The sequence below is a fragment of the Nocardia acidivorans NBRC 108247 genome, assembly GCF_001625085.1.
In the GTDB taxonomy this organism is placed as follows: Bacteria; Actinomycetota; Actinomycetes; order Mycobacteriales; family Mycobacteriaceae; genus Nocardia; species Nocardia acidivorans.
The window spans coordinates 123,088-144,053 of sequence record NZ_BDAW01000012.1; the positions used below are offsets into that span (position 1 = coordinate 123,088).

At 66.8% G+C, this 20,966-nt stretch carries 19 protein-coding genes and 1 pseudogene; 11 read left to right on the top strand and 9 right to left on the bottom strand.

Annotated elements, in window-relative coordinates:
• Positions 1 to 28: 28 nt before the first annotated feature.
• From NA10_RS06680 to NA10_RS06695, 4 genes are read right to left on the bottom strand one after another with little or no spacing between them, the layout of a single operon-like run.
• On the bottom strand, positions 29 to 370 hold the full coding sequence (locus NA10_RS06680; RefSeq protein ID WP_067564683.1) for a DUF202 domain-containing protein: 342 nt from the start codon (positions 368 to 370) through the stop codon (positions 29 to 31).
• The gene (locus NA10_RS06685; protein WP_067564685.1) at positions 367 to 720 is read right to left on the bottom strand and encodes a YidH family protein; all 354 of its coding nucleotides are present in this window, start codon (positions 718 to 720) and stop codon (positions 367 to 369) included. Before NA10_RS06685 ends, NA10_RS06680 begins: the two co-directional genes overlap by 4 nt.
• Positions 717 to 1,904 carry an acyl-CoA dehydrogenase family protein gene (locus NA10_RS06690; RefSeq protein ID WP_067564687.1) on the bottom strand — a complete coding sequence of 396 codons (1,188 nt, stop codon included), beginning with the start codon at positions 1,902 to 1,904 and terminating at the stop codon, positions 717 to 719. The genes NA10_RS06685 and NA10_RS06690 overlap by 4 nt, the downstream gene beginning before the upstream one ends.
• A gap of 15 nt (positions 1,905 to 1,919) precedes the next feature.
• Positions 1,920 to 3,470 carry an acyl-CoA synthetase gene (locus NA10_RS06695; RefSeq protein ID WP_067564689.1) on the bottom strand — a complete coding sequence of 517 codons (1,551 nt, stop codon included), beginning with the start codon at positions 3,468 to 3,470 and terminating at the stop codon, positions 1,920 to 1,922.
• A 116-nt stretch (positions 3,471 to 3,586) separates the two neighbouring features.
• Between NA10_RS06695 and NA10_RS06700 the strand changes: the two genes are divergently transcribed.
• The 4 genes from NA10_RS06700 to NA10_RS38510 all read left to right on the top strand — a co-directional run bounded on the left by NA10_RS06700 (position 3,587) and on the right by NA10_RS38510 (position 7,570).
• Complete coding sequence (locus NA10_RS06700) at positions 3,587 to 4,192, top strand: TetR/AcrR family transcriptional regulator (RefSeq protein WP_067564690.1); 606 nt, start codon at positions 3,587 to 3,589, stop codon at positions 4,190 to 4,192.
• 190 nt (positions 4,193 to 4,382) lie between these two features.
• A complete protein-coding gene (locus tag NA10_RS06705) occupies positions 4,383 to 5,087 on the top strand; it encodes a DUF8020 domain-containing protein (protein ID WP_067564906.1) in 705 nt (234 codons plus the stop codon).
• 66 nt (positions 5,088 to 5,153) lie between these two features.
• On the top strand, positions 5,154 to 5,951 hold the full coding sequence (locus NA10_RS06710; RefSeq protein WP_067564692.1) for a maleylpyruvate isomerase N-terminal domain-containing protein: 798 nt from the start codon (positions 5,154 to 5,156) through the stop codon (positions 5,949 to 5,951).
• 191 nt (positions 5,952 to 6,142) lie between these two features.
• Complete coding sequence (locus NA10_RS38510; RefSeq protein WP_067564694.1) at positions 6,143 to 7,570, top strand: amino acid permease; 1,428 nt, start codon at positions 6,143 to 6,145, stop codon at positions 7,568 to 7,570.
• 55 nt (positions 7,571 to 7,625) lie between these two features.
• Here the strand turns inward: NA10_RS38510 and NA10_RS35340 are convergent.
• From NA10_RS35340 to NA10_RS06745, 5 genes and pseudogenes are all read right to left on the bottom strand, one after another.
• A pseudogene (locus NA10_RS35340) lies at positions 7,626 to 8,423 on the bottom strand (EamA family transporter); the annotation flags it as partial.
• A 158-nt stretch (positions 8,424 to 8,581) separates the two neighbouring features.
• A complete protein-coding gene (locus tag NA10_RS06725) occupies positions 8,582 to 9,253 on the bottom strand; it encodes a hypothetical protein (RefSeq protein WP_157556143.1) in 672 nt (223 codons plus the stop codon).
• Between the two features lie 95 nt (positions 9,254 to 9,348).
• Complete coding sequence (locus tag NA10_RS06730; RefSeq protein WP_067564700.1) at positions 9,349 to 9,972, bottom strand: Uma2 family endonuclease; 624 nt, start codon at positions 9,970 to 9,972, stop codon at positions 9,349 to 9,351.
• A gap of 606 nt (positions 9,973 to 10,578) precedes the next feature.
• Positions 10,579 to 12,255, bottom strand: a complete 1,677-nt coding sequence (locus NA10_RS06740) for a bifunctional metallophosphatase/5'-nucleotidase (RefSeq protein ID WP_084514372.1) — start codon at positions 12,253 to 12,255, stop codon at positions 10,579 to 10,581.
• A gap of 184 nt (positions 12,256 to 12,439) precedes the next feature.
• Positions 12,440 to 13,948, bottom strand: coding sequence for a PucR family transcriptional regulator (locus NA10_RS06745; RefSeq protein WP_067564704.1), 1,509 nt, complete (start codon positions 13,946 to 13,948; stop codon positions 12,440 to 12,442).
• 162 nt (positions 13,949 to 14,110) lie between these two features.
• Here NA10_RS06745 and uraD point away from each other — a divergent pair, with 162 nt between their 5' ends.
• Genes uraD through NA10_RS06780 form a run of 7 tightly spaced genes read left to right on the top strand, consistent with a single transcriptional unit; the run spans position 14,111 to position 20,886 of the window.
• Entirely contained in the window at positions 14,111 to 14,647 is a 537-nt protein-coding gene (gene uraD / locus NA10_RS06750) for a 2-oxo-4-hydroxy-4-carboxy-5-ureidoimidazoline decarboxylase (RefSeq protein WP_067564706.1), read from the top strand.
• On the top strand, positions 14,644 to 14,943 hold the full coding sequence (gene uraH / locus NA10_RS06755; protein ID WP_067564708.1) for a hydroxyisourate hydrolase: 300 nt from the start codon (positions 14,644 to 14,646) through the stop codon (positions 14,941 to 14,943). The genes uraD and uraH overlap by 4 nt, the downstream gene beginning before the upstream one ends.
• A gap of 2 nt (positions 14,944 to 14,945) precedes the next feature.
• Positions 14,946 to 15,818, top strand: a complete 873-nt coding sequence (gene pucL, locus NA10_RS06760) for a factor-independent urate hydroxylase (RefSeq protein WP_067564710.1) — start codon at positions 14,946 to 14,948, stop codon at positions 15,816 to 15,818.
• Between the two features lie 16 nt (positions 15,819 to 15,834).
• Complete coding sequence (locus NA10_RS06765) at positions 15,835 to 16,707, top strand: FAD binding domain-containing protein (protein WP_067564712.1); 873 nt, start codon at positions 15,835 to 15,837, stop codon at positions 16,705 to 16,707.
• Entirely contained in the window at positions 16,707 to 17,180 is a 474-nt protein-coding gene (locus tag NA10_RS06770; RefSeq protein ID WP_067564714.1) for a (2Fe-2S)-binding protein, read from the top strand. The genes NA10_RS06765 and NA10_RS06770 overlap by 1 nt, the downstream gene beginning before the upstream one ends.
• Positions 17,177 to 18,556 (top strand): 8-oxoguanine deaminase, encoded by a 1,380-nt coding sequence (locus NA10_RS06775; protein WP_245677068.1) that lies wholly within the window; start codon positions 17,177 to 17,179, stop codon positions 18,554 to 18,556. Before NA10_RS06770 ends, NA10_RS06775 begins: the two co-directional genes overlap by 4 nt.
• Positions 18,553 to 20,886, top strand: a complete 2,334-nt coding sequence (locus NA10_RS06780; RefSeq protein ID WP_174562478.1) for a xanthine dehydrogenase family protein molybdopterin-binding subunit — start codon at positions 18,553 to 18,555, stop codon at positions 20,884 to 20,886. The genes NA10_RS06775 and NA10_RS06780 overlap by 4 nt, the downstream gene beginning before the upstream one ends.
• The last annotated feature ends 80 nt before the right edge of the window (positions 20,887 to 20,966 follow it).

A 20,966-nucleotide genomic window follows, 5' to 3' on the forward strand; every position in this document is an offset into this window, starting at 1 on the left:
TGGGTAGAAAATGCTGTGGGCCAACTGATTACGGCGTCGGGAGCGCGCCTATGGACGCTGCGGCAATGCCCGCGCAGGCGATCGCGGCGGGCAAGGCCGGAATCGGTCGCGGATCTGCCGGTGCGCCGCGGTAACGGCGGATGCGGAGGAATGCGGTGGCGGTCAAAGTGACCGTGGTAAAGCACAGTGCGACGAAACCGATTGCGGCCCAAACGGTGTGGCTCACCAGCATATTGCGGGCGAGTACCAGCATCGTGGCGGCGCCCGTCAGCACCGTCCGTCGCCAAGCCAGAATGGTGCGCTCGGGTTGCAGCCCGGACGGTGACTCATCGGCGGTGCGCTCGGACCGCGAATCCGGTGCTGAACTCACCAGGCCACCAGCGCGATCGACAGTGCGGCGGCCAGGCACACCCCGGCCACCGTGAGGATCACCAGCGGCGGGCGGGGCAGCGGCGCGTCGGCGCGCATGGCCGCCTGCACCCGTCGCCACTGTAGGAAGGCCCCGACGGCGATCAGGCACGCCATCGCCACGCACACGGCCCCGACCGCGCGCAGCACCGGGGCATCGGTATGCGGAAAATATAACTGGCTCACCGCGACTCCGCCCGCGAGCAGTCCGAGCCCGGTGCGAATCCAGGCCAGGAAGGTGCGCTCATTGGCGAGGGTGAATCGGTAATCGGGTTCGCGGTCCACCGGCGCGGTGTCGAGTGCGCCGGTCATGTCAGCAGCAGTTGCCGGGCGATGCCATTACGCTGGATCTCCGAGGATCCGGTGAGAATGCGGAACATGCGCAATCGCTGGAACAGGGCTTCGATCTCACCGCCGCGGACGACTCCGGCCTTGCCGTGGATCTGCACCGCGTCGTCGGCGATGCCGAATGCCTTCTCGGCCACGAACAATTTGCACATGAACGCCTCGACCCGCGGTCGCTGCCCGGCATCCAGGGCCGCGAGCGCGTCATAGGTCATGGCGCGTGCCGCGTAGTAGTCGGTGGCCATATCCGCGAGCCGATGCTGAATCGATTGCAGCATGCCCAGTGGCGCGCCATTGACCATGCGGGACTTGGCATGGCCCACAGAGAGTTCCAGTGCCCTCCGGGCCCCGCCGAGCGCGGTGGGACAGTGCAGCAGCCGATTGACGGTGACCCGGCCGAGCCCGATGCGCAGGCCCTGCCCGCTCTCGCCGAGCAGCTGTTCCGGGCCGACATAGCAGTCGCTGAGGATGATGTCGGCCTCGATATGCTCGCCCGACATCGGCAGATCCCCTTCGGCCACAGTGCATCCGGGTGCATCGAGGTCGACCAGGAAGGCCGAATAGGAGTCGATCGGCGTGCCCGAGGCATCGGCCATGCGCGCGATGAGGACGGAGAAATCGGCGAACGGTCCGGCCGAGGAGAACACCTTGTGACCATTGAGCCGCCACCCGGCACCGTCGGGGGTGGCGGTGGTGAGAATGCCCCGCACATCCGAGCCCGCGTCCTGTTCGGTCAGTGAGAAGCAGCAGGCGCGTTCACCGCGCAGGACCGGCAGCAGATACTTCTCCAGCTGAAAAGGCGTGGCGTACTCGAAGATCGAGCCGACCCGCAGCGGTCCTCCCATATCGCCGAGGACCGAGGTCGCCAGTATGCGCGGCGAGGCCCCGATCTCCTCCTTGAGCGCGGCGAGTTCGGTGAAGCTCAGCCCCTGGCCGCCGTATTCGGCCGGGAGATGGATGCCGTAGAAGCCGAGTTCGCGACTGCGCTGCCAGACCGGCTCCAAATCCGCTCGGGTGTAACGGGATTCGCGGGTGAGTCCGAGCCCTGACTCGTAGTCGGCCAATTCGCCGTCGAGATAGGTACGCAGGCGTGCGACCAGATCCCGCAATCGCGGATTGTCGTCGTAACTGGGCATGAGGGTGAAAGGCATTGTGATTCTCCGTTTTCAGTTCACGCGCCGGTCGGCTGTGCCCCAGTAGCGCTCGCGGACCGCGCGGCGGTCGAGCTTGCCATTGCGATTGACCGGCAGCGCGTCGACGAAATCCACCGTCCGAGGCTTCTTCATCCGCGCCAGCCGGTTCGCGCAGTGTTCGATCAGCTCGCGCTCGTCGGTGGTCGATCCGGAACGGGTCACGACAACGGCTTTGACCGCCTCACCCCACTGCTCGTCTGGTACGCCGACCACGCAGACCTCCGCGATCGCGGGGTGCTCGTAGAGGGCGGCCTCGACCTCGCTGCAGTAGATGTTGAAACCGCCGGAGATGATCATGTCCTTCTTGCGGTCCACGATGAACAGATAGCCGTCATGCCGGAAGTAGCCGATATCGCCGGTGTGCACCCATCCGTTGCGGAAGGTCTCGGCGGACAGCTCCGGCTCATGGAAATACTCGCGCACACAATCCGGACCGCGCGCCACGATCTCGCCGATCTCCCCGGCGGGCAACGGATTTCCGGCCTCGTCCACCACCCGGACCTCGGTGTCGAAGACCGGGCGACCGCATGAGGAGAGCAGTTCGGCATCGGATTCGATGGCGTGCGCGATCTCCTCTGCCGTCAAAACAGTGATCCCACTGGTGGTTTCGCCCAGGCCGTAGCCCTGCATGACGATCGGCCCGAAGAGGTCGACCGCATCGCGCAGCCGCTGCGGCGATACCGGTGCACCGCCCACCCCGAGGGTACGCAGGCTCGACAGGTCCACCTGCTGGACCGCCGGATGCCGCATGAGCATGTTCAGCATGGTCGGCACCACGAAAGTGGCCGTGATGCGCTCGGTTTCGATGGTGCGCAGGAAGGTCTCGGGATCGAAGGTGGGCAGGACGACCACCGCTCCACCTCGGGCGAGAATCGACAGCAGCACCATGCCGGAGGCGTGCGTGATCGGCCCGGGAGCCAGGTATCGCTCATGCAGGTGGGGGGCCGAGCCCGGGCTCATCAGGCGTTTGCGCATATTGGCCAGCCGATTTCCGGTGGTCTGCACCGCGGCCTTCAGGGATCCGGTGGAGCCAGAGGTGTAGTTGAGCACCGCCGGATCGTTGAGCGCCACCTCGACCGCGATGGGTCGATCCGCCGCCTCGGCGATGAACTGCGCATAGCCCTCGGCGGCGGCACCGTCGTAATCGATCACCGTGCAAGTGATTCCGGCCTCGGCGATGGCGGTATACGCGGCGGCCGCGTGTGCGGAGTCCGCGAACAGTACCCGCACCTCGGCATCGCGCAGCACATGCGCCAGCTCCGCACCGCCGAGCCGGGCATTGACGGGTACCCGGACGAAACCGCCCTTGGACAGCGCCATCTCGGTCACCACCAGTTCACCGCGGTTCGCCGCGAAGGTGGCGACCGCTTCGCCCGGCTCGACGCCGTGCGCACTCAACGCCGCCGCGAGCCGGTTCGCCTCGGACTCCAGTTGTCGGTAGGTCCAGCGCTGTGAGCCGCAGACCAGCGCCTCCCGCTCGGGCCAGAACGTGGCACTTCGGGTCAGATAACCACCCAGATTCATCGACAAGACTCCAAACCGACACAGTGACTGATATTGGACATCGTGTGTATTTACGGCCGCTGTGTCAACAACGGCTAAGCTGACCCGGACTGCCGAACCTCTAGGAAGGGGCGCTCGTGCCTCCCGAAGACCGCCGCGTCCGCCGCAGCCGTCGCGCCCTGCGGGACGCCCTGGTGGGACTGGCGCTGGAACGCGGCTACGCCAACGTGACCGTCGAGGACATCACCGCGCGGGCCGATCTGGGCCGCGCCACGTTCTACACGCACTACACCGATAAGGACGACCTGCTCAGTCACGTCGTCACCGATCTGCTCGACGAGCTGGAGGCGCGGCTGCGCCCGCTCGCCGATGTCTCCGATGTGGGATTTACCGGCAAACCGGTGCTCGAGATGTTCCGGCACGCACTGGAGGAGCGGGATGCCTATCGGGTGATCCTGCGCGGTGAGGGCGACGGCAGGGCGCTGCGCCGTTTCGATGACGACCGCAGCGCCGCGGTCGCGGCGGCCTTCGCGGCGCGGGCCGAAAACCTCGGCGTCACACCGCGAATCGATATCGATGTGGTCGCGCGCGCCTGGGTGGGTGAGCAGACCGCGCTGCTGCGCTGGTGGCTGGAGTCCGATCCGCCGCCGGTTCCGCTGGATGAGATCGCCGATATGCTGCGCAATCTGTCGCTGCACGGGCGGTACTGGGCCATCGGCTTCGAGGGCGAACCGCCTGCCTGATCCACCCAATCTCCTGCGCCCCTGATGCTTTCGAGCATCGGGGGCATTTTTCACGCCAGAGACGTTCTTGAACAGGCTTACCAATGTTGGACATATTGTCTGGTATTGAACTCTGCGTTCATGTGTGGTGTTATTGCCGTCACATTCGCTCGCTGTTGCGAGCTGCTTCACACATCAGATGAGGAAATCCATGAGCAGAACCGTCATTGCCGCCGGAACGCTGATCGCCACCCTGACCGTCGGCGCGGGCGTCGCGAATGCGGCGCCCGCACCGGACGCGGCCGTGAACTACACGAGCGCGACCACCGAGCGCGGAGCGGTCATCACAACCGATTCCGGATCGATGGTCGTCGAGAACGGCGTCTTCAAGATCGAGTCGACCGGTGGAACCGTGCTGGCCGGAGCCGAATTGTCTTTCCGGGTAGACGATTTCGTCTTCCCCATCGCCGCCGATATCACCGGCCGCACCGCCGCGCTGACCCCGCTCTTCGATCGCGAGCACGCCGTCTATCAGCCGGTGGCGCTGCCGTTCGACGAACAGGCACCGTGGAAGACGCAGTACGAGCGGGAACAGGCGGCCTGGGCGCGGCTCTCCTCGACCATTCAGATGGGCGGCACCATCGGCACCACGGTCGGCGGCATCGGCGGTGCTGCGGTCGGCTGTGTGCTCGGCGGTATCGCCGGTGCCACCGTCGCCTCGGCCGCGCTGATCGGCCTGTTCGGCGGCTTGCTGCCCGCCGCCGCGATCGGCTGCCTGGGTGGAATCCTGGCGCTGGGCACCCTCGGGACGCTGGCGGGTGCGCTGCTGGTAACCGCGCCGGTCGCGCTGCTGGCCGCGGCGCAGTATTTCACCACCATCAATTCACCCGCACCCGCACCCGCTCCGGCGAAGTAACCCTCCGATTCGCTCGACGCCGGGGGATTCGCCCCCGTGCGCCGGTAGGTTGTCGCTGTGACGACGATGCGGGTGGGGCGTTCGGATTCCTTGGCGGCACTGCGGGACGAGCGGGCGAGTGTGCTCGACCTGTGTGGCGGGTTGAGTGCGCGGGAGTGGGCCATGCCCAGTGCCGCGGCGGGGTGGAGCGTGCGGGATGTGGTGGTGCACCTGGCGGCGGTGACCCGGGCCGCCATTACCCCGGCGGCGTTGCGGGCCATGACTTCTCGGCAGATCGAGCGGATGAATGCCGATGTGGTCGCCGAGAGTGGTTCGGGCACACCGGAAGAGGCGCTGGCGGACTTCGCGACGTGGAGTTCTCGAGGGATCGCCGGGTTGAGCGCGGCGACGCTGCCGGGGATCGGTGCGCTGCCCCTGCGGGTCGGTGAGCTCGGATGGTATCCGCTGCGAATCTTTCCGGGGCTGTACGTATTCGACTGGCATACGCACCTGCGGCATGACATCGCCCCGGCGCTGGGGTTGCCCGCACCGCACACCGATGCGCGCCGCATGACCGCGATCCTGGACTGGTTGACCGCGCTGCTCGAACAGTCGCAGCGGACGCGATTGCGGTGGTTGGAGTCGACGGTGGCGCTCACCCTGTCCGGGCCCGGCGGCGGGACCTGGCGGATCACCCCCGCGCCGCGAAATCGATTGCGGGTCACTCTTTCCGATGAGGCGGGGGCCGCGGTTCGCATCCACGGCCGGGCATTGGAGTTTCCGGCCTGGGCCACCACTCGCCGCGCGTGGCGCAGTTGTGATGTGACCCTCGACGGTGACGCCGAAGTGGGTGAGCGGTTCCTGGACTCGATCAATCTGGTGTGATCCCCGTCCGTTCACGGGTGGCGGACGGCTCCGGTGACTCGGGCCGGAGACGCACGGCCCGGCACTGGAGTTACCGGCCGATAACAGGCCGCCGATATCCGGACAAATCGCGGGGGTCCGTGATCGGATGGAGCGATCTCGGACGGGTCGAGCCGCGCCGACGAGGGCGCGGCGGGACGGAGGGACGCGGTATGTCCATGGCGGAATTGCGTAGTCAGATCGTGCGGCGCAAACCGATCGGGGAGATCGAGGACGATACGCCGGCCGATGAGCGGCTGGCCCGGCATCTGGGGTTGTGGCAGCTGACCGCCATCGGGGTCGGCGGCATCATCGGTGCGGGGATCTTCTCGCTGGCGGGATCGGTGGCCAATAAGACGGCCGGGCCCGCGGTGCTGGTGTCATTCCTCATCGCCGGTGTGGCGAGTGCGTGTGCGGCGCTGTGTTATGCCGAATTCGCGGGCATGGTGCCCAAAGCGGGTTCGGCGTACACGTACGGCTATGTGTCGCTGGGGGAGTTGGGCGGCTGGTTCATCGGATGGGATCTGCTGCTCGAGTACACGGCGGTCTCGGCGGTGGTGGCCATCGGCGTCTCCGGATACTTCAATTTTCTGCTCGATCAGATCGGTGTGACTCTGCCGGACTGGATGCTCGGCGCGTCCGGGACCGGGGACGGGCATGTGGTGGATGTATTCGCGGTGCTGTTCTGCCTGGGCACCGCCTTCGTGCTGACCCGCGGGATCAAGAGCGTCGGGCGCTTCGAAACCTTCTTCGTGGCGGTCAAGGTCGCGGTGGTGCTGTTGATCATCGGGCTGGGTGTATTCCATATCGACAGCGCCAATTACACGCCGTACTTCCCGTACGGTCATGCCGCGGTGTGGACGGGCGCGGCGACGGTGTTCTTCGCGGTCTTCGGCTATGACGCCATGAGCACCGCGGCCGAGGAGTCCACCGAGGCGAAAAGGCATCTGCCCAAGGCGATTCTGTACTCCCTGGCCATCGCCATGGTGCTGTACGTGCTGGCGACGCTGGTGCTGACCGGCATGCAGAAGTACACCGAGATCAATCCGACCAGCGGCTTCTCCAGTGCGTTCAAAGCCGTTGGGCTGCCGGGGATCGCGAATATCATCGCGGTCGGCGCGATCGTCGGCATCGCGACGGTGGTGCTGGCGTTCATGCTCGCGGTGACCCGCGTCTGGTACGCCATGAGCCGCGACGGTCTGCTGCCGGGATGGTTCGCCAAAACCCATCCCACCCGCAGGGTGCCGACCCGGGTCACCTGGATCGTCGGTGTCGGATCGGCCGTTCTGGCGGGTGTGCTGCCCATCAATACCGTTGCGGAGCTGACGAATATCGGCATTCTGATGGCCTTCATCGTGGTCAGCGTCGCGGTGATGATCCTGCGCTACAAGCGCCCCGATGAACCCCGCGAATTCCGGTTGCCGCTCATGCCGGTGGTTCCGGTCGTCGGTATCGGATTCTCGATCTACCTGATCTGGTCGCTGCCCTGGGAGACCTGGTTGCGCTTCGCGATCTGGCTGGTCGTCGGCCTGGTCGTGTACTTCCTCTACTCGCGAAAGCATTCCAAGCTCGAACAACCGGGCCCGGTGACGGCAGCGTAAGCAGTACCAAACCCAGTGCCAGCACGGCTGTTCCGCCCCAGGACAGCGGTGGTAGCCGTTCGCCGAGGATGCCGACGCCCAGTACGGCGGCGACCGCCGGTTCGGCGAGGGTGAGGGTCGTCGCGACGCCGACGCCGGTGTGCCGCAGTCCATATCCGAACAGGCGATAGGCCAGCAAGCAGGTGAACACCGCGAGGTGCAGTGCGACCAGCGCGCCTCGCGGTGTTGCCAGCCAATGGATTCCGGCGTGCAGCACCACCGGGGATACCAGGAGCCCGGCCGTGCCGAACATGATCCCCATGACCGCGCCCGAAGGATGGCCGCGCGCAATGAGTTTCGCGCCCGCGAGCGAGTAGACGGTGTAGGTCAGGCCACCGCAGGCGGCGAGGGCGATGCCGATCAGGTCCACCGGCGTTCCCGAACCGGTCAGCTGCGGTCCCAGAACCAAGACGGCACAGCCGATTACGGCCAGCACCGTCGAGACGGTCCATCGGCTGCTCGGTCTGCCCTGTCCGGTCGCCCAGAGCAGTAATCCCGCGAATACCGGTGCGCTCCCGAGCGCGGTCACGGTCGCGACCGCGACACCCGTCCGTGCCACCGCCGGATAGAAGGTCACCGGATAGACCGCGACCGCCACCGCGCCCAGAGCGAGCAGTCGTCGTTCGAATCCATTGGGCTGTAATCGATTACCTCGCGAGGTGAGGAACAGCAGCAGCCCGCCGAAGGTGAGCCCGGCCGATCCCACCGCACCGGCGGGCGTCCCGGCGGGCGCGAAGGCGGCCGCGGTCCCGGTACTGCCCCACAGCACCGCCGCGAGCAGAATGGCAGCGGTCCCGGACAATCTCTCTGACACAGTCGTGTACTCCGTAGTCGAATCGTCATGACGAAATTCGAGAACGGGCGCACGAAATTCCGGACTGCCCGTCGGGGTCAGCCGGTGCGTGCGGCGAGATTCAGCCGGTGCGCCCGCTCAGCGGAGCGGCGGCGGCGTGACGCGGTGCCGGTAGGTACTCACTCGGCGATCGTATCGCCTTCCCCGGATTCATTCGGCGCGGACCGCTGCGTTCGATACAGCTCCCATGTCGCATACCCGGCCACACCTATGCAACCGAGTGCGGCCAGAATCAGAGATTGCAGGGTACGAGGCACTTTGTAGGTGAAGCGGGTCCACGTCGTGATCTCGGCGCCGTCGCCCCGCGGCGGGTGCGCGGGGCCGTACGTGATCTGCGCGGTCGCCCGCAATTCGGCCGCGCTCACATCGGGTCCGCACCCGTGCGCCTGCCACCGTGCCCCCGCCGACACCGGCGCGGACACCAGCAGCAGGCTCGGCCGCCCGACCACGAAGGCGGTATTGCACTCGGTCCTGGTGCTCGTCCCCACCGTGGTCACGGCACCCACCTCACCGCTGAACACCTCGGTCACCTGGAACTCGTACAGATCCGAATCCCGCCCGTGCAGCACCTTCGTCGGCGTCCCGATGAAGACCGCCGCCGCCCCCGCCACCGCCTTGTCCGGATCGACCACCGCACACGAACAGGTCCCCTGCGGCACGCCCTGCAGAAAGAACCCCACCACCGCCAACAGGGCGACCACCAGTCCCCCGAACGCGATCCGGCGCACCGTCCGCCAAAGGCGCTGCGAACGAACATATTTCGGCTGTGGCGGACCCTGGCTTGTGCTCACGCCGCAGACGCTAGCAGTGCGCGCGCCCCGCGCCTACCGCGCGCGTGGGTTGTTCCGAGTCACGATGAGCGGAGGTGCTACCCGCACCGTGCCTGTCAGAGGATGAGATTGGTCAGCTGTTCCCAGTCGAGTTGAATTCGGATGGGGAGTTCGATGGCGAAGCCGGTGCCGGGCTTGAGGGTCTGAGCTGGACGGTAATGGCCGGCGCTGTGGTCGAGGCCGAAGGTCTCGATCGCGGTGACTTCGCTGTCGGAGACGCTGACCAGCCAATACCAGGGGATTCCGGCGGCGGCGTATTCACTCATCTTCTCCAGGCGATCGGTCTTGATGTGGCTCGGGGAGATGACCTCGACCACGAGCTTCAAATGCCATGCCGGTACCGGTCGGACCTCGGCGGGAACGCATTCGAACAAGGCGACGTCCGGGCGGCGAATCGTCGCGCGGGGCGCTTCCCAGAGAACGACATCGAAGTCTTGGTTCGCGTCCAGACAGACCGACGGATCCTCCACCATGTGGTCACGCGCCGCGGCCTCCAGCATCGTGAGCAAGCGGTGCACGGCCTTCTGATGCGCTCGGCTCGGGGATTCAGCGCGCACGGCATCGCCATTGACCACTTCGACCAAGCGGCAGAACTCCTCGGGGAGTTCGCGCCAGATCTCGAGGGTGATCGGCTCGGGCTGGATATTCTCCGGTCGTGCCCAGTCGAAGATGGCGGACATGAGCTGAAGTCTATGTGCGGGCGCAGCGTAGTGGGTGTATGCGGAGGTATGGCGTATCTGCCGTCAGCGCCGAAATTGATTGATCAGGCGGTCGAGGAGGCTGGGTGGGCGGTCGCGGTGGAGCCAGTCGGCGATATCGGTGACGACGGCGGGGTCGAGGTGGGCGGGGGGCTTGATAGGCGGTGGGCGTGGAGGGACCGGTGCCGGGAAAGAACATGTGGTCGTCGGAGTCGTAGAGGTGGATTCGAGCATCGGGGTGGTCGGCGAGGGCTTGTTGCCAGGCGGGGAGGTCGTCGGTGGTCGTGACCTGATAGTCGCGGACGCCCTGCCGGAGCAGGATCGGTTTGTTCAGGGCCGCAGCGGTTTCCGCCGGGGCGTAGGTGCGCAGATCCAGCCGGTAGGCGGCGGGCCGGCCGAAGAGGAGGTCCGCGGTGGAGGTGACCGGGACAGGTGGGGGTCTTCGACCCATGAGCCTGGCGGGTGAGCGAGTCGAGGTGGCGGCGGTGTGCGGGCCGGGGTCCAGGGCCGCACAGTAATTCGCGACTCGAAGGACGGCGCGGGGGAGCGGTGCGGTGTCACAACCGGCACAACCCGACCCGGAGTAGGTCAGCGGCGTTCGATTCGGGTGGGGGCGGGTGCTACCGCGCCGTGCTTACGCAGGTACGCCTCGAAGGCGTCGAGGTCTATCGGGCCGACCTGGAGGTCGGTGGCGCGGGTGAAGACGGTGAAGCCGTCGCCGCCCGAGGAGAGGAAGTTGTTGGTCGAGATGCGGTAGGAGGCAACGGGGTTCAGGGGTTGACCGGCGATGCGGACGGTGTCGGCGAGGACTTTGTGGCCTTTGGGGGCGGCATCGGAGTAGGCGTAGGTCAGGCCCGCGAGGGAGAGCACGGCCTGCTTGCTGACGTTGTCCCATTGCTGTTCGAGCAGGTCGATGATCTGCTGTCCGGTCAGGGTGACGGTGACCACTTGATTTCCGAAGGGCTGCACCGTGTATGCCCGCTCGTAGGTGATCGGCCCGGCGGGGAGACCGGCGCGCACTCCACCCGGATTCATGAGCGCGGCCACCGCTCCGGCGGCGGCGGTGCTGTCGAGCATGGCGTCGGCCAGGAGATCGCCGAGCGGTGAATCGCCGGTGGGCGCGACATCGGCGGGCAGTGCCGCGGTGGCGGTGCCGATCACCCGTTCGGCGAGCGGTTTGGACTGGTCCGCGAAGAAATTCACCAGCTGGGTTGCGGCCGGGTCGGGGGTGATATCGCGGGTCACCATGCGGTTGACGGCCTCGGCATCCACGCTGCCGTCGTGGAACCGCAGCGTGACATCGGTGATCAGTCGCCCGAAGGAGGCCGCCTGGGTGATGACCTTGCCGTTGACGGTGCAGTTGTACGCCTGATGGGTGTGCGCGGTGAACAGCACCTTGACCGCCGCATCGGTGCGGTTCGCCAAATCGGTGACCGGGGAGGTGATATCGGCGCACCCGTTGTAGTCGACCGGCGCGCCCTTGGTGCGCTGCGCTCCGCCGTCGTGCAGCACCGCGACCACGGTCTCCGCGCCCGCGGCCTTCATCTCGGGCAAGTACTTGTTGATCGCGTCGGCCTCATTGCCGAAGCTGTAGCCCCGAATACCCTCGGGCAGCACGATATTGGCGGTATCGGTGGTGACGGTGCCGACCACGCCGATCTTGTGCCCGCCGACCTCCAGCATCGTCCAGGGCCGCAAGCCATTCGGCAGCTTGCCCGTGGCGTCGGTGACATTGGCGGCCAGATACGGGAACTTCGCACCGGTGAACGGCTGGCCCGGCACACAGCCGTCCGCCGCACAACCGCCCTGCTGCAAGCGTGCCAATTCCACTACGCCGTGGTCGAATTCGTGATTTCCGACCGAGGACGCGGCCACCCCGATCGAATTCATGAAATCGATGGTCGGCTCATCGTGGAAGAGCGCCGAGATGAGCGGACTCGCCCCGACATTGTCCCCCGAGGCCACAATGGCGCTGGCCGGATAGGCGGCCTTCAACCTGGCCAGATGCGCAGCCAGATAGGCCGCTCCGCCCGCCTGCGCACCGCCGATCTGCCCATTGCTCCCGGTCGGCGGTTGCAGATTCCCGTGCAGATCGTTGATGCCGAACAGATGCACCTCACCCGGCTGCGCGGCGGGCAGGTCACCGGTCGAAATCGCCGGTGTCGCAGTGGATGTGGTGGGCGCGGGGCCGTCGGTTGTACCGCATCCGGCGAGCAGCAGCGCGCCGAACAGGACCGCGCATACGCCGCGGGTGCGTCGAGTCATATGCCGACTCTGGCAGATCCCGTTGGCACCCGCACAACAGGCAGGTGAATTCGCCGGAGCAATGCAGCGCGGTGCTGGGGCGGCGGTGCAGCGCGGTGCTGGGGGTGGCAGTGCAGCGGGGTGCCGGGGGTGGCAGTGCAGCGTGGTGCCGGGGCGGCAATGCCGCGTGTGCCGGGGCGGCGATTCAGCGCAATGCCAGCGCCAGGAAGAAGTCGACGCGATCCTCGAGCCGGGACAGATCACGCTCGGTGAGTTCCTCGATCCGCTGCACCCGATAGCGCAGCGTATTCACGTGCACGTGCAGCAGATCCGCGCACTTGGACCACGAGCCCGACACCTGTAGGAAGGTCTCCAGGGTGTGCACCAGATCGGCCCGATTGTCCCGATCGTAGGTGGCGAGGGGATCCAGCAGCCGCACCCGGAACATCCGCCGCACCTCATCGGGCACGCTGGCCAGCAGCAACATATGCGTGGCCAGCTCGTCATGGCGCACCACACTGGTGGGCTGATCGCGTTCGGCCGCCATCCGCCGGGCATAGCGCGCCTCTTCGACAGCGCCACGCAGACTTTCACCGTCCACGCCGCCGCTGATGCCCACCGCGAGCCGACTGCCCTGCAAACCGGGTTCGAGCGCCTCGACCGCGCGATGAATGCGATCCTCGAGATTGCCGTCGTCATCGATGGGAACCAGTGCGATGGCCTCGCCGTCCACCACACCGGCGGCCGGGCTTCTGCCGTAAAGGATTTCGCGCAACAGTGATCGTAATTCCCTGGGCCGCACCGCACCCGAGTCGGCGGTGGCCGCGACCGCGAGATACCGCTCGGACAGCGCGAGTCCGGTGAGCTCCAGCCGGGAGACGATCTCGGCCGGTTTGGCATCGGAGACGACCAGTTCGATGAGCTCCTGGGCCAGGCGTCCCTCGGCGTTCTGCCGGTCGTCCTGGCGGACACGCTCGAGCGCCACGACTGCCGCGAGTTCGCCGATAATCGCGCGATGTTCCTCGGGCCAGTCCTTGTAATCGCTCTCGAACACCATGAACCAGTCCGCGACCCGCGAGGTTCCGTCCGCGTCGACGGCGAACAGTGAGAACAGGCTACCGTCCAGCGAACACGTGTCGGGCAATCGCTGCGCCGATAGGCAGGCGGCCTGCACCTGTGCCGAGAGCGGCTGCTGGGGTCCGGCCACCACCCGTCCGGTGGAGGAGACCACCCAGCACGGCGTGCCCAGATTCCGGTGGATCAGCTCGAGCACCGAATTCAATCCGCCACCGGAGACGAGCTGGCGATGCCGGTCCAGAATCGCGGCCAGATCCGCCGCCCGCCCGGTCGAGAGATTCCGATTGACCTGCTCGGTGACGGTGGCGAAGGCGATATCCTCGGGCACCCGGAACAGCGGGATGCGATACCGCTCGCAGGCCGCCACCAGATCCGGCGGCGGCGCGCCGTACTTGGCATCGCCCGCGGCCACCGCGGCGACCTTGGCGCGCGCGAGCGCGGAGATGAACACCTCGCTGTCCTGCGGCCCGCTCCGCCATTGCAATCCGGTCAGCACCAGTTCCCCGCCGGAGAGATATCTGGCAGGGTCGAGCATGTCTGTAGTAACCACCCAGCGAACGAACCTTTCGAGTTCGTCCTCCCCGGAGACCAGTTCCAGACCGGCTTCGGTCAGGGCGAGCAGAGAACGCAACCGCATGATTGCCCACGCTAACAGCCAATGACCTCCGGGTTACCGGCTTGGATGTATCTACAAAACGGGTGTTGTGAACTGGACCACAGGTTCGGAGGTCTCGTCCCTGCCGCCGACGGTCCCCGGCGGATGTACTTATCGGGCAAGTCGCCAATGGATGGAGGTCGGATGTCGGGTCGCCTGGAATGGCTCGGGTCGCTGCCCCTGGAAGAGGCCGAGCCCCAGCTGCTCACCTGCTGCGCCTCGCGGGAATGGGCCCGCAAGATGGTGGCCGGTCGGCCGTACATCGACGAGTCCAGCCTCATGCAGGCCGCGCTCTGGGGCCTGGACGCCCTCGACTGGACGGATATAGAGGAGGCCCTCGCGGCTCATCCGCGCATCGGCGAGCGCGCGGAAACCCCGCGCGCCGAAGGTGTTTCGGGAGAATTCGCGCAGCGGGAGGCGCAGTGGTCGAGGGACGAACAGTCCGGTGCGGACCTCGCCTCCGATCAGGTCAAGATCAGGCTCGCGGATTTGAACGTGGCCTATGAGAACCAGTTCGGTCACATCTTCCTGATCCGCGCCACCGGCCGCACCGCCGCGGAGATGCTCGCCGAACTCGAGCGCCGCCTGGGCAATTCGGTCGAGGCCGAACGCGCCGTGGTTCGCGCCGAACTGGCCGCCATCACCCGGCTGCGTATCCGCAAATTGCTGGGGTTGATATGAGCCTGTCCACCCATGTGCTGAATGCGGCCACCGGTCGCCCCGCGGACGGCGTGTCGGTGCGGTTGGAAGCCGCCGACGGCACCCTGCTCGCCCGCGGCAGGACCGATGCGGACGGTCGCATCAAGGATCTGCCCGCCCCCGAACCGGGTGTGCACCGGCTGATCTTCGACACCGGCGACCTGAGCCCGTTCTACCCCGAGGTGAGCATCGCCTTCACCGTCATCGATCCGGCGCAGCACTATCACGTGCCGCTGCTGCTGAGCCCCTACTCCTTCTCCACATATCGAGGTAGCTGACAATGTCGATCAAGCTCGGTCCCAACCGCTATGGCAAGGCGGAGACCCGCGTGGTGCGGGTGAACAAGAACGGGACCAAACACCAGATTCGCGATCTCAATGTCAGCGTCGCGCTCTCCGGTGATATGGAGGAAGTGCACCTGACCGGCGACAATGCCGCGGTGCTGCCCACCGATACGCAGAAGAACACCGTCTTCGCCTTCGCCAAGCAGCACGGTATCGCCTCCCCGGAGGATTTCGGCCTGAAGCTGGCCCGCCACTTCGTGGACTCCCAGCCCACCATCGATCACGCCCGCGTCGAACTCGAGGAGTACGAGTGGGAGCGAAATGTGGTGGGGCTCAACGCCCATCCGCACTCGTTCGTACGCTCGGGCCGCGAAACCCGCACCGCTCTGGTGCATTACGACGGCGACCGTGCCTGGGTGGTGTCGGGTCTGAAGGATCTGACCGTCCTGAACACCACCAAATCCGAATTCCACGGCTTCATCAAGGACAAATACACCACGCTGCGCGAGACCCGCGACCGTGTGCTGGCCACCGAGGTGAACGCGCAGTGGCGGCACTCGACCGAGAATGTCGAGTGGGACAAGAACTACGAGGTGGTCAAGCGCTGCCTGCTGCAGGCGTTCGCCGATACCCACAGCCTCTCGTTGCAGCAGACCCTGTACGAGATGGGCGAGCGCGTTCTTGAGACCTGCTCCGATATCGCCGAGGTCAAGCTGACCCTGCCCAATAAGCATCACTTCGAGGTCGACCTGTCGCCGTTCGGCATGGTCAATGACAACGAGGTGTTCTGGGCCGCCGACCGCCCCTACGGACTCATCGAGGGCACGGTGGTGCGCGAAGTACCCGCCGCCGGCCCCGCGTGGTCCTGAAATCAGAGGTGACGCAATGGATTTCCTACGACCTACCAGCTGGGCCGACGCACTCGCCTTGAAGGCGCAGCGCCCCGAAGCCAAACCCATCCAGGGTGGCACCGATGTGATGGTCGAGCTGAACTTCGACCGGCATCGCCCGGAGGCGCTGCTCGATCTGAACCCCTGCCGCGAACTCTTCGAGTACGAGGAGACCGCCGACGCGCGCCTGCGCATCGGCTCGGGTGTGCCGTATGAGCGGATCATCCGCCGTCTCGGCGACCAATTGCCCGGTCTGGCACAGGCTTCGCGCACCGTCGGCTCCCCGCAGATTCGCAATCGCGGCACCGTGGGCGGCAACCTCGGCGGCTGCTCACCGGCCGGTGACGCGCATCCCGCGCTACTGGCCGCCAATGCCACCATCGAGGTGGAGTCCGCCGAGCGCGGCACCCGAATGATCCCGATCGACGATTTCTACGTCTGGGTGAAGAAGAGCTCCATGGAGCCGGATGAGCTGATTCGGGCCATCTGGCTCGCGCCCGCCACCGGTCCGCAATACTTCGCCAAGGTCGGCACCCGCAATGCCATGGTCATCGCGGTGTGCTCGTTCGGCATCGCCCTGCACCCGGACACCCGCACCGTGGGCACCGGTATCGGCTCCGCCGGTCCGACCCCGCTGCGCGCACACGAGGCCCAGGATTTCCTTGCGGCACAACTGCCCTGGGAGAACCCGGGCCCACTGAGCGATGCCCTGCTGCGCGAATTCGGCACGCTCGTCGCCGCCGCCGCCAAACCCATCGACGATGTGCGCGGCACCGCCGACTACCGCAAGCACGCGCTGTCGGTGATGGCACGCCGCAGCCTCGGCTGGGCCTGGAACGACTACACAGCTGAGAGGAGGGCCGCCTGATGCGAGTGAACTTCACCGTCAATGGCACCCCGGAGACCGTGGACGATGTGTGGGAGGGCGAGAGCCTGCTCTACCTGCTGCGTGAGCGCGCCGGGCTGCCGGGTTCCAAGAATGCCTGCGAGCAGGGCGAATGCGGTTCCTGCACAGTCTATTTGGATGGCACGCCGGTCTGTTCGTGTCTGGTGGCCGCCGGTCAGGTGCACGAGCGCTCGGTGCGCACCGTGGAGGGCCTGGCCACCGGCGACAAACTCGATCCCATGCAGCAGGCGTTCGTCGAGGCCGGTGCGGTGCAGTGCGGGTTCTGCACCCCGGGTCTCATCGTGCAGGCGCACGATCTGATCGAGCGCAATCCGGACCCCTCCGATGTGGAGATCCGTGAGGCGCTCGCCGGAAACCTGTGCCGCTGCACCGGTTACGAGAAGATTCTGGACGCGGTGCGCCTCGCGGCTCAGCGGAAGGCGGACGCGCGGTGAGCACCGTGAACTTCTCCCTGCCCAATACCGGCAAGATCGTCATCGAGAATGCCTATATCGCACCGGTCGTCGGCGATGAGATCCCCTCGGGCTACCTCGTCATCGACAACGGTCGTATCGAAGCCCTCGGAGCCGGACCGGCTCCGACGGTGGTGGGAGCCGAACGCGTCTCCGGCGCCGGATGCCTGGTGACCCCGGGCCTGGTCAACACCCACCACCACCTCTACCAGTGGGCCACCCAGGGCATGTTCCAGGATTCGACGCTGTTCGAATGGCTGACCGGCCTGTACCGCACCTGGGCGGGAATGGACGCCGATGTCGTATACGGCGCTGCCACAGCGGGTCTGGGCTGGCTGGCGCTGACCGGCTGCACCACCTCGAGTGATCACCACTACGTGTTCCCCAAGGGCCGCGGTGATCTGTTCGAAGCCGAGGTGATGGCCGCACGCGAGATCGGCCTGCGGTTCCACCCGTGCCGGGGCTCCATGGATCGCGGCCGGTCCCAGGGCGGGCTGCCGCCGGACGAGGTCGTCGAGAATCGCGATGAGATCCTGATCAACACCCAGGAGATCATCGACCGGTACCACGACGCCTCGTTCGACTCCATGCTGCGCGTGGCCGTCGCGCCCTGCTCGCCGTTCTCGGTGAGCGAGGGCCTGATGCTCGACGCCGCCGAGCTCGCCCGCGCCAAAGGTGTTCGCCTGCATACCCATCTGGCCGAAACCCTGGACGAGGAGCAGCATTGCATCGAGCAGGTCGGCTGCACCCCGGTGGAGTACATGGAGAAGCTCGGGTGGCTCGGTGACGATGTGTGGTTCGCGCACGCCGTGCACCTGCACGATGCCGATATCCGCCGCTTCGCCGAGACCGGCACCGGTTCGGCGCACTGCCCGAGCTCCAATGCCCGCCTCGGCGCGGGTATCGCCCGCGTCTCGGAACTGCTCGCCGCCGGTGCGCCGGTCGGCCTGGGCGTCGACGGTGCCGCATCGAGCGAATTGACCTCCATGGCGGGTGAAATGCGCCAGGCGATGCTGTTCCAGCGCGCCGTGCACGGCCCGACCGCCCTCACCGCCCGCCAGGCCCTGGAAATGGGCACCCTCGGTGGCGCTCGAAACCTGGGCCGCCAGAACGAGATCGGCAGTCTCGAACCAGGCAAGCTCGCCGATATCGCCATGTGGCGCGTCGACGGCTTCCGCGCCGCGGTCGAGGATCCGGTGTGCGCCCTGGTCTTCGGCCCCACCCCGCCGCTGTCCCGACTGCTCGTCGGCGGCCGCACCGTGGTCCAGAACGACGAACTGCGCACCCTCCCACACGATCAGGTCGGCCGCGCGGGTGTGCTCGCCCGTAAGCGCCTGCTGCGTCAGGAGATTCGATGACGACATCACGCACCACCCGATTCCCGAGCGAGGTGGCCGCGCCCGGTCGCGGCGGCGTCGGCGAGAGCCCCTTGCGCCCGGACGGCACCCTGAAGGTCAAGGGCGAGTTCGCCTATGCCTCGGATCTGTGGATGGACGGCATGCTGTGGGGCGCGACCCTGCGCAGCCCGCATCCGCGCGCGATCATCCGGAGCATCGATATCGCTCCGGCACTGGCCATGACCGGTGTGCACGCCGTGCTCACCCACGAGGATGTGCCCGGCCGCAAGGTGTACGGCCTCGATCACACCTGGGATCAGCCGGTGCTGGCCATCGGCGAGGTGCGCCATCACGGCGAGCCCATCGCGCTGGTCGCCGCCGACCATCCCGAGATCGCCCGGCGCGCCGTCGCGGCCATCGAGATCGATTGGGAGGTCCTCGAACCCATCACGGACCCGATGGCGGTGCTGTCGGCTCCCAAGAAGCTCGCGGTGCAGGAACGCGGCGGTATCGCCCGGCACCAGCCCGTGCGCGTGGGCGATATCTCGGTGGGCCGCGAGATGGCCGCCGTGGTGGTCACCGAGGAGTTCGAGGTCGGCATCCAGGACCAGGCGTTCCTGGGCCCGGAGTCCGGCATGGTGATTCCGGCCGAGGACGGCGGACTCGACTTCTACGTCGCGACCCAGTGGATGCACAACGATCTCTCGCAGATCGGTCCGTGCCTGGGCCTGGCGGACGACCAGATTCGCATGACCATGGCCGGTGTCGGCGGCGCGTTCGGCGGCCGCGAGGACCTGTCCATGCAGATCCACGCCGGCATGCTCGCCATGCACACCGGTAAGCCGATCAAGATGGTGTACAACCGCGAGGAATCCTTCTTCGGTCACGTGCACCGGCATCCGGCCAAGATGCTCTACGAGTACGGCGCGACCGCCACCGGAAAGCTCACCTACGCAAAGGTTCTCATTGTCCTGGACGGTGGTGCCTACACCTCGGCGACGCTGAACGTCACCGGTAACGCCTCCTCACTGGCTGTAGGTCCCTACGAAATCCCGCACATCGAGATCGACGCGTACGGGGTGTACACCAACAACCCGCCGTGCGGCGCGATGCGCGGATTCGGTGCGGTGCAGGCGTGTTTCGCGCACGAGTCGATGATGGACAAGCTCGCCGAGGCCCTGGATATGGATCCGGTGCGGGTGCGCCAGCTCAATGTGGTCTCCCAGGGCTCCAAGCTCGCCACCGGTCAGGTGGTGCACGCGCCGACCCCGCTGGCCGAGATGCTCGGTACGCTGAGCGCGATGCCGCTCCCGGATGTCATGGACGCCAGCGATATTCGCAATCTCCCCGGCGGTGCGTCGCAGACCACCCACGGTGAGGGCGTGGTGCGCGGCGTCGGCTACGGCGTCGGCATCAAGAACATCTGCTTCTCCGAGGGCTTCGACGATCTGTCCACCGCCCGGGTGCGTCTGGAGGTCATCGGCGGCGAGCCGGTGGCGCTGGTGCACACCGCCGCCGCGGAGGTCGGCCAGGGTCTGGTCACCGTCGAGGCGCAGATCGCCCGCACCGAACTCGGTATCGAACGGGTGGTGATCCACCCGGCGGACAACGGGGTCGGCGACTCCGGCTCCTCGTCGGCCTCGCGCCAGACGTATATGACCGGCGGTGCGGTGAAGACCGCATGTGAGGCGGTGCGCGAACGCGTACTCGCCCTGGCGCGGGCCAAGCACGGCGCGCACAGCGCTCTGCAACTCATCGGCGGCAAGATCGTCTCCGGAACCGGCGAGGTGCTCTCGGCCATCGCCGACGTCCTCGGTGACGAGGTCGTCGAGGAGACCCGCGAATACCACCACAGGCCCACCACGGGTATGGATCCGGTGACCGGTCAGGGCAACAGCCACACCCAGCTCGCGGTGTGCGTGCACCGGGCCGTGGTCGATGTCGACACCGACCTCGGATTGGTGAAAGTCGTTGCCCTGGACGCGGTCCAGGACGTAGGCAAGATCATGAACCGCCTGTCCCTCGAGGGCCAGATCCACGGCGGATCGATTCAAGGGCTGGGTCTGGCAGTGATGGAGGAAATCCAGGTAAGCAATGGCAAGGTGCGGAACCCGTCCTTCACGGACTACCTGATTCCCACCATTCTCGACACACCCCCGCAGCGGCTGGAGATCCTGGAGAATCCGGACCCGCACGCACCGTACGGGCTCCGCGGGGCGGGCGAACCGCCCACCCTCTCCTCGACACCGGCGATTGCCGCAGCCATTCGCGACGCCTGCCGCAAGCAGGGCGGCACCGGGAACCTGACCCGTGTGCCGGTGCGACCGGAAGACATAATCCGGAGCAGTTGATCAACAGGGGCAGACCGGCGCACGCCGGTAGGGACTCCACAACAGCAGCAACCGAATCCGCGGTCCGGGAGCGCATGAAT

Coding starts and splice junctions, on each gene's coding strand:
- NA10_RS38510 (WP_067564694.1), top strand. CDS start 6,143: ATGTCCATGGCGGAATTGCGTAGTCAGATCGTGCGGCGCAAACCGATC.
- pucL (WP_067564710.1), top strand. CDS start 14,946: ATGTCGATCAAGCTCGGTCCCAACCGCTATGGCAAGGCGGAGACCCGC.
- NA10_RS06765 (WP_067564712.1), top strand. CDS start 15,835: ATGGATTTCCTACGACCTACCAGCTGGGCCGACGCACTCGCCTTGAAG.
- uraH (WP_067564708.1), top strand. CDS start 14,644: ATGAGCCTGTCCACCCATGTGCTGAATGCGGCCACCGGTCGCCCCGCG.
- NA10_RS06705 (WP_067564906.1), top strand. CDS start 4,383: ATGAGCAGAACCGTCATTGCCGCCGGAACGCTGATCGCCACCCTGACC.
- NA10_RS06690 (WP_067564687.1), bottom strand. CDS start 1,904: ATGCCTTTCACCCTCATGCCCAGTTACGACGACAATCCGCGATTGCGG.
- NA10_RS06740 (WP_084514372.1), bottom strand. CDS start 12,255: ATGACTCGACGCACCCGCGGCGTATGCGCGGTCCTGTTCGGCGCGCTG.
- NA10_RS06745 (WP_067564704.1), bottom strand. CDS start 13,948: ATGCGGTTGCGTTCTCTGCTCGCCCTGACCGAAGCCGGTCTGGAACTG.
- NA10_RS06780 (WP_174562478.1), top strand. CDS start 18,553: ATGACGACATCACGCACCACCCGATTCCCGAGCGAGGTGGCCGCGCCC.
- NA10_RS06710 (WP_067564692.1), top strand. CDS start 5,154: ATGCGGGTGGGGCGTTCGGATTCCTTGGCGGCACTGCGGGACGAGCGG.
- NA10_RS06730 (WP_067564700.1), bottom strand. CDS start 9,972: ATGTCCGCCATCTTCGACTGGGCACGACCGGAGAATATCCAGCCCGAG.
- NA10_RS06770 (WP_067564714.1), top strand. CDS start 16,707: ATGCGAGTGAACTTCACCGTCAATGGCACCCCGGAGACCGTGGACGAT.
- NA10_RS06685 (WP_067564685.1), bottom strand. CDS start 720: ATGACCGGCGCACTCGACACCGCGCCGGTGGACCGCGAACCCGATTAC.
- uraD (WP_067564706.1), top strand. CDS start 14,111: ATGTCGGGTCGCCTGGAATGGCTCGGGTCGCTGCCCCTGGAAGAGGCC.
- NA10_RS06695 (WP_067564689.1), bottom strand. CDS start 3,470: ATGAATCTGGGTGGTTATCTGACCCGAAGTGCCACGTTCTGGCCCGAG.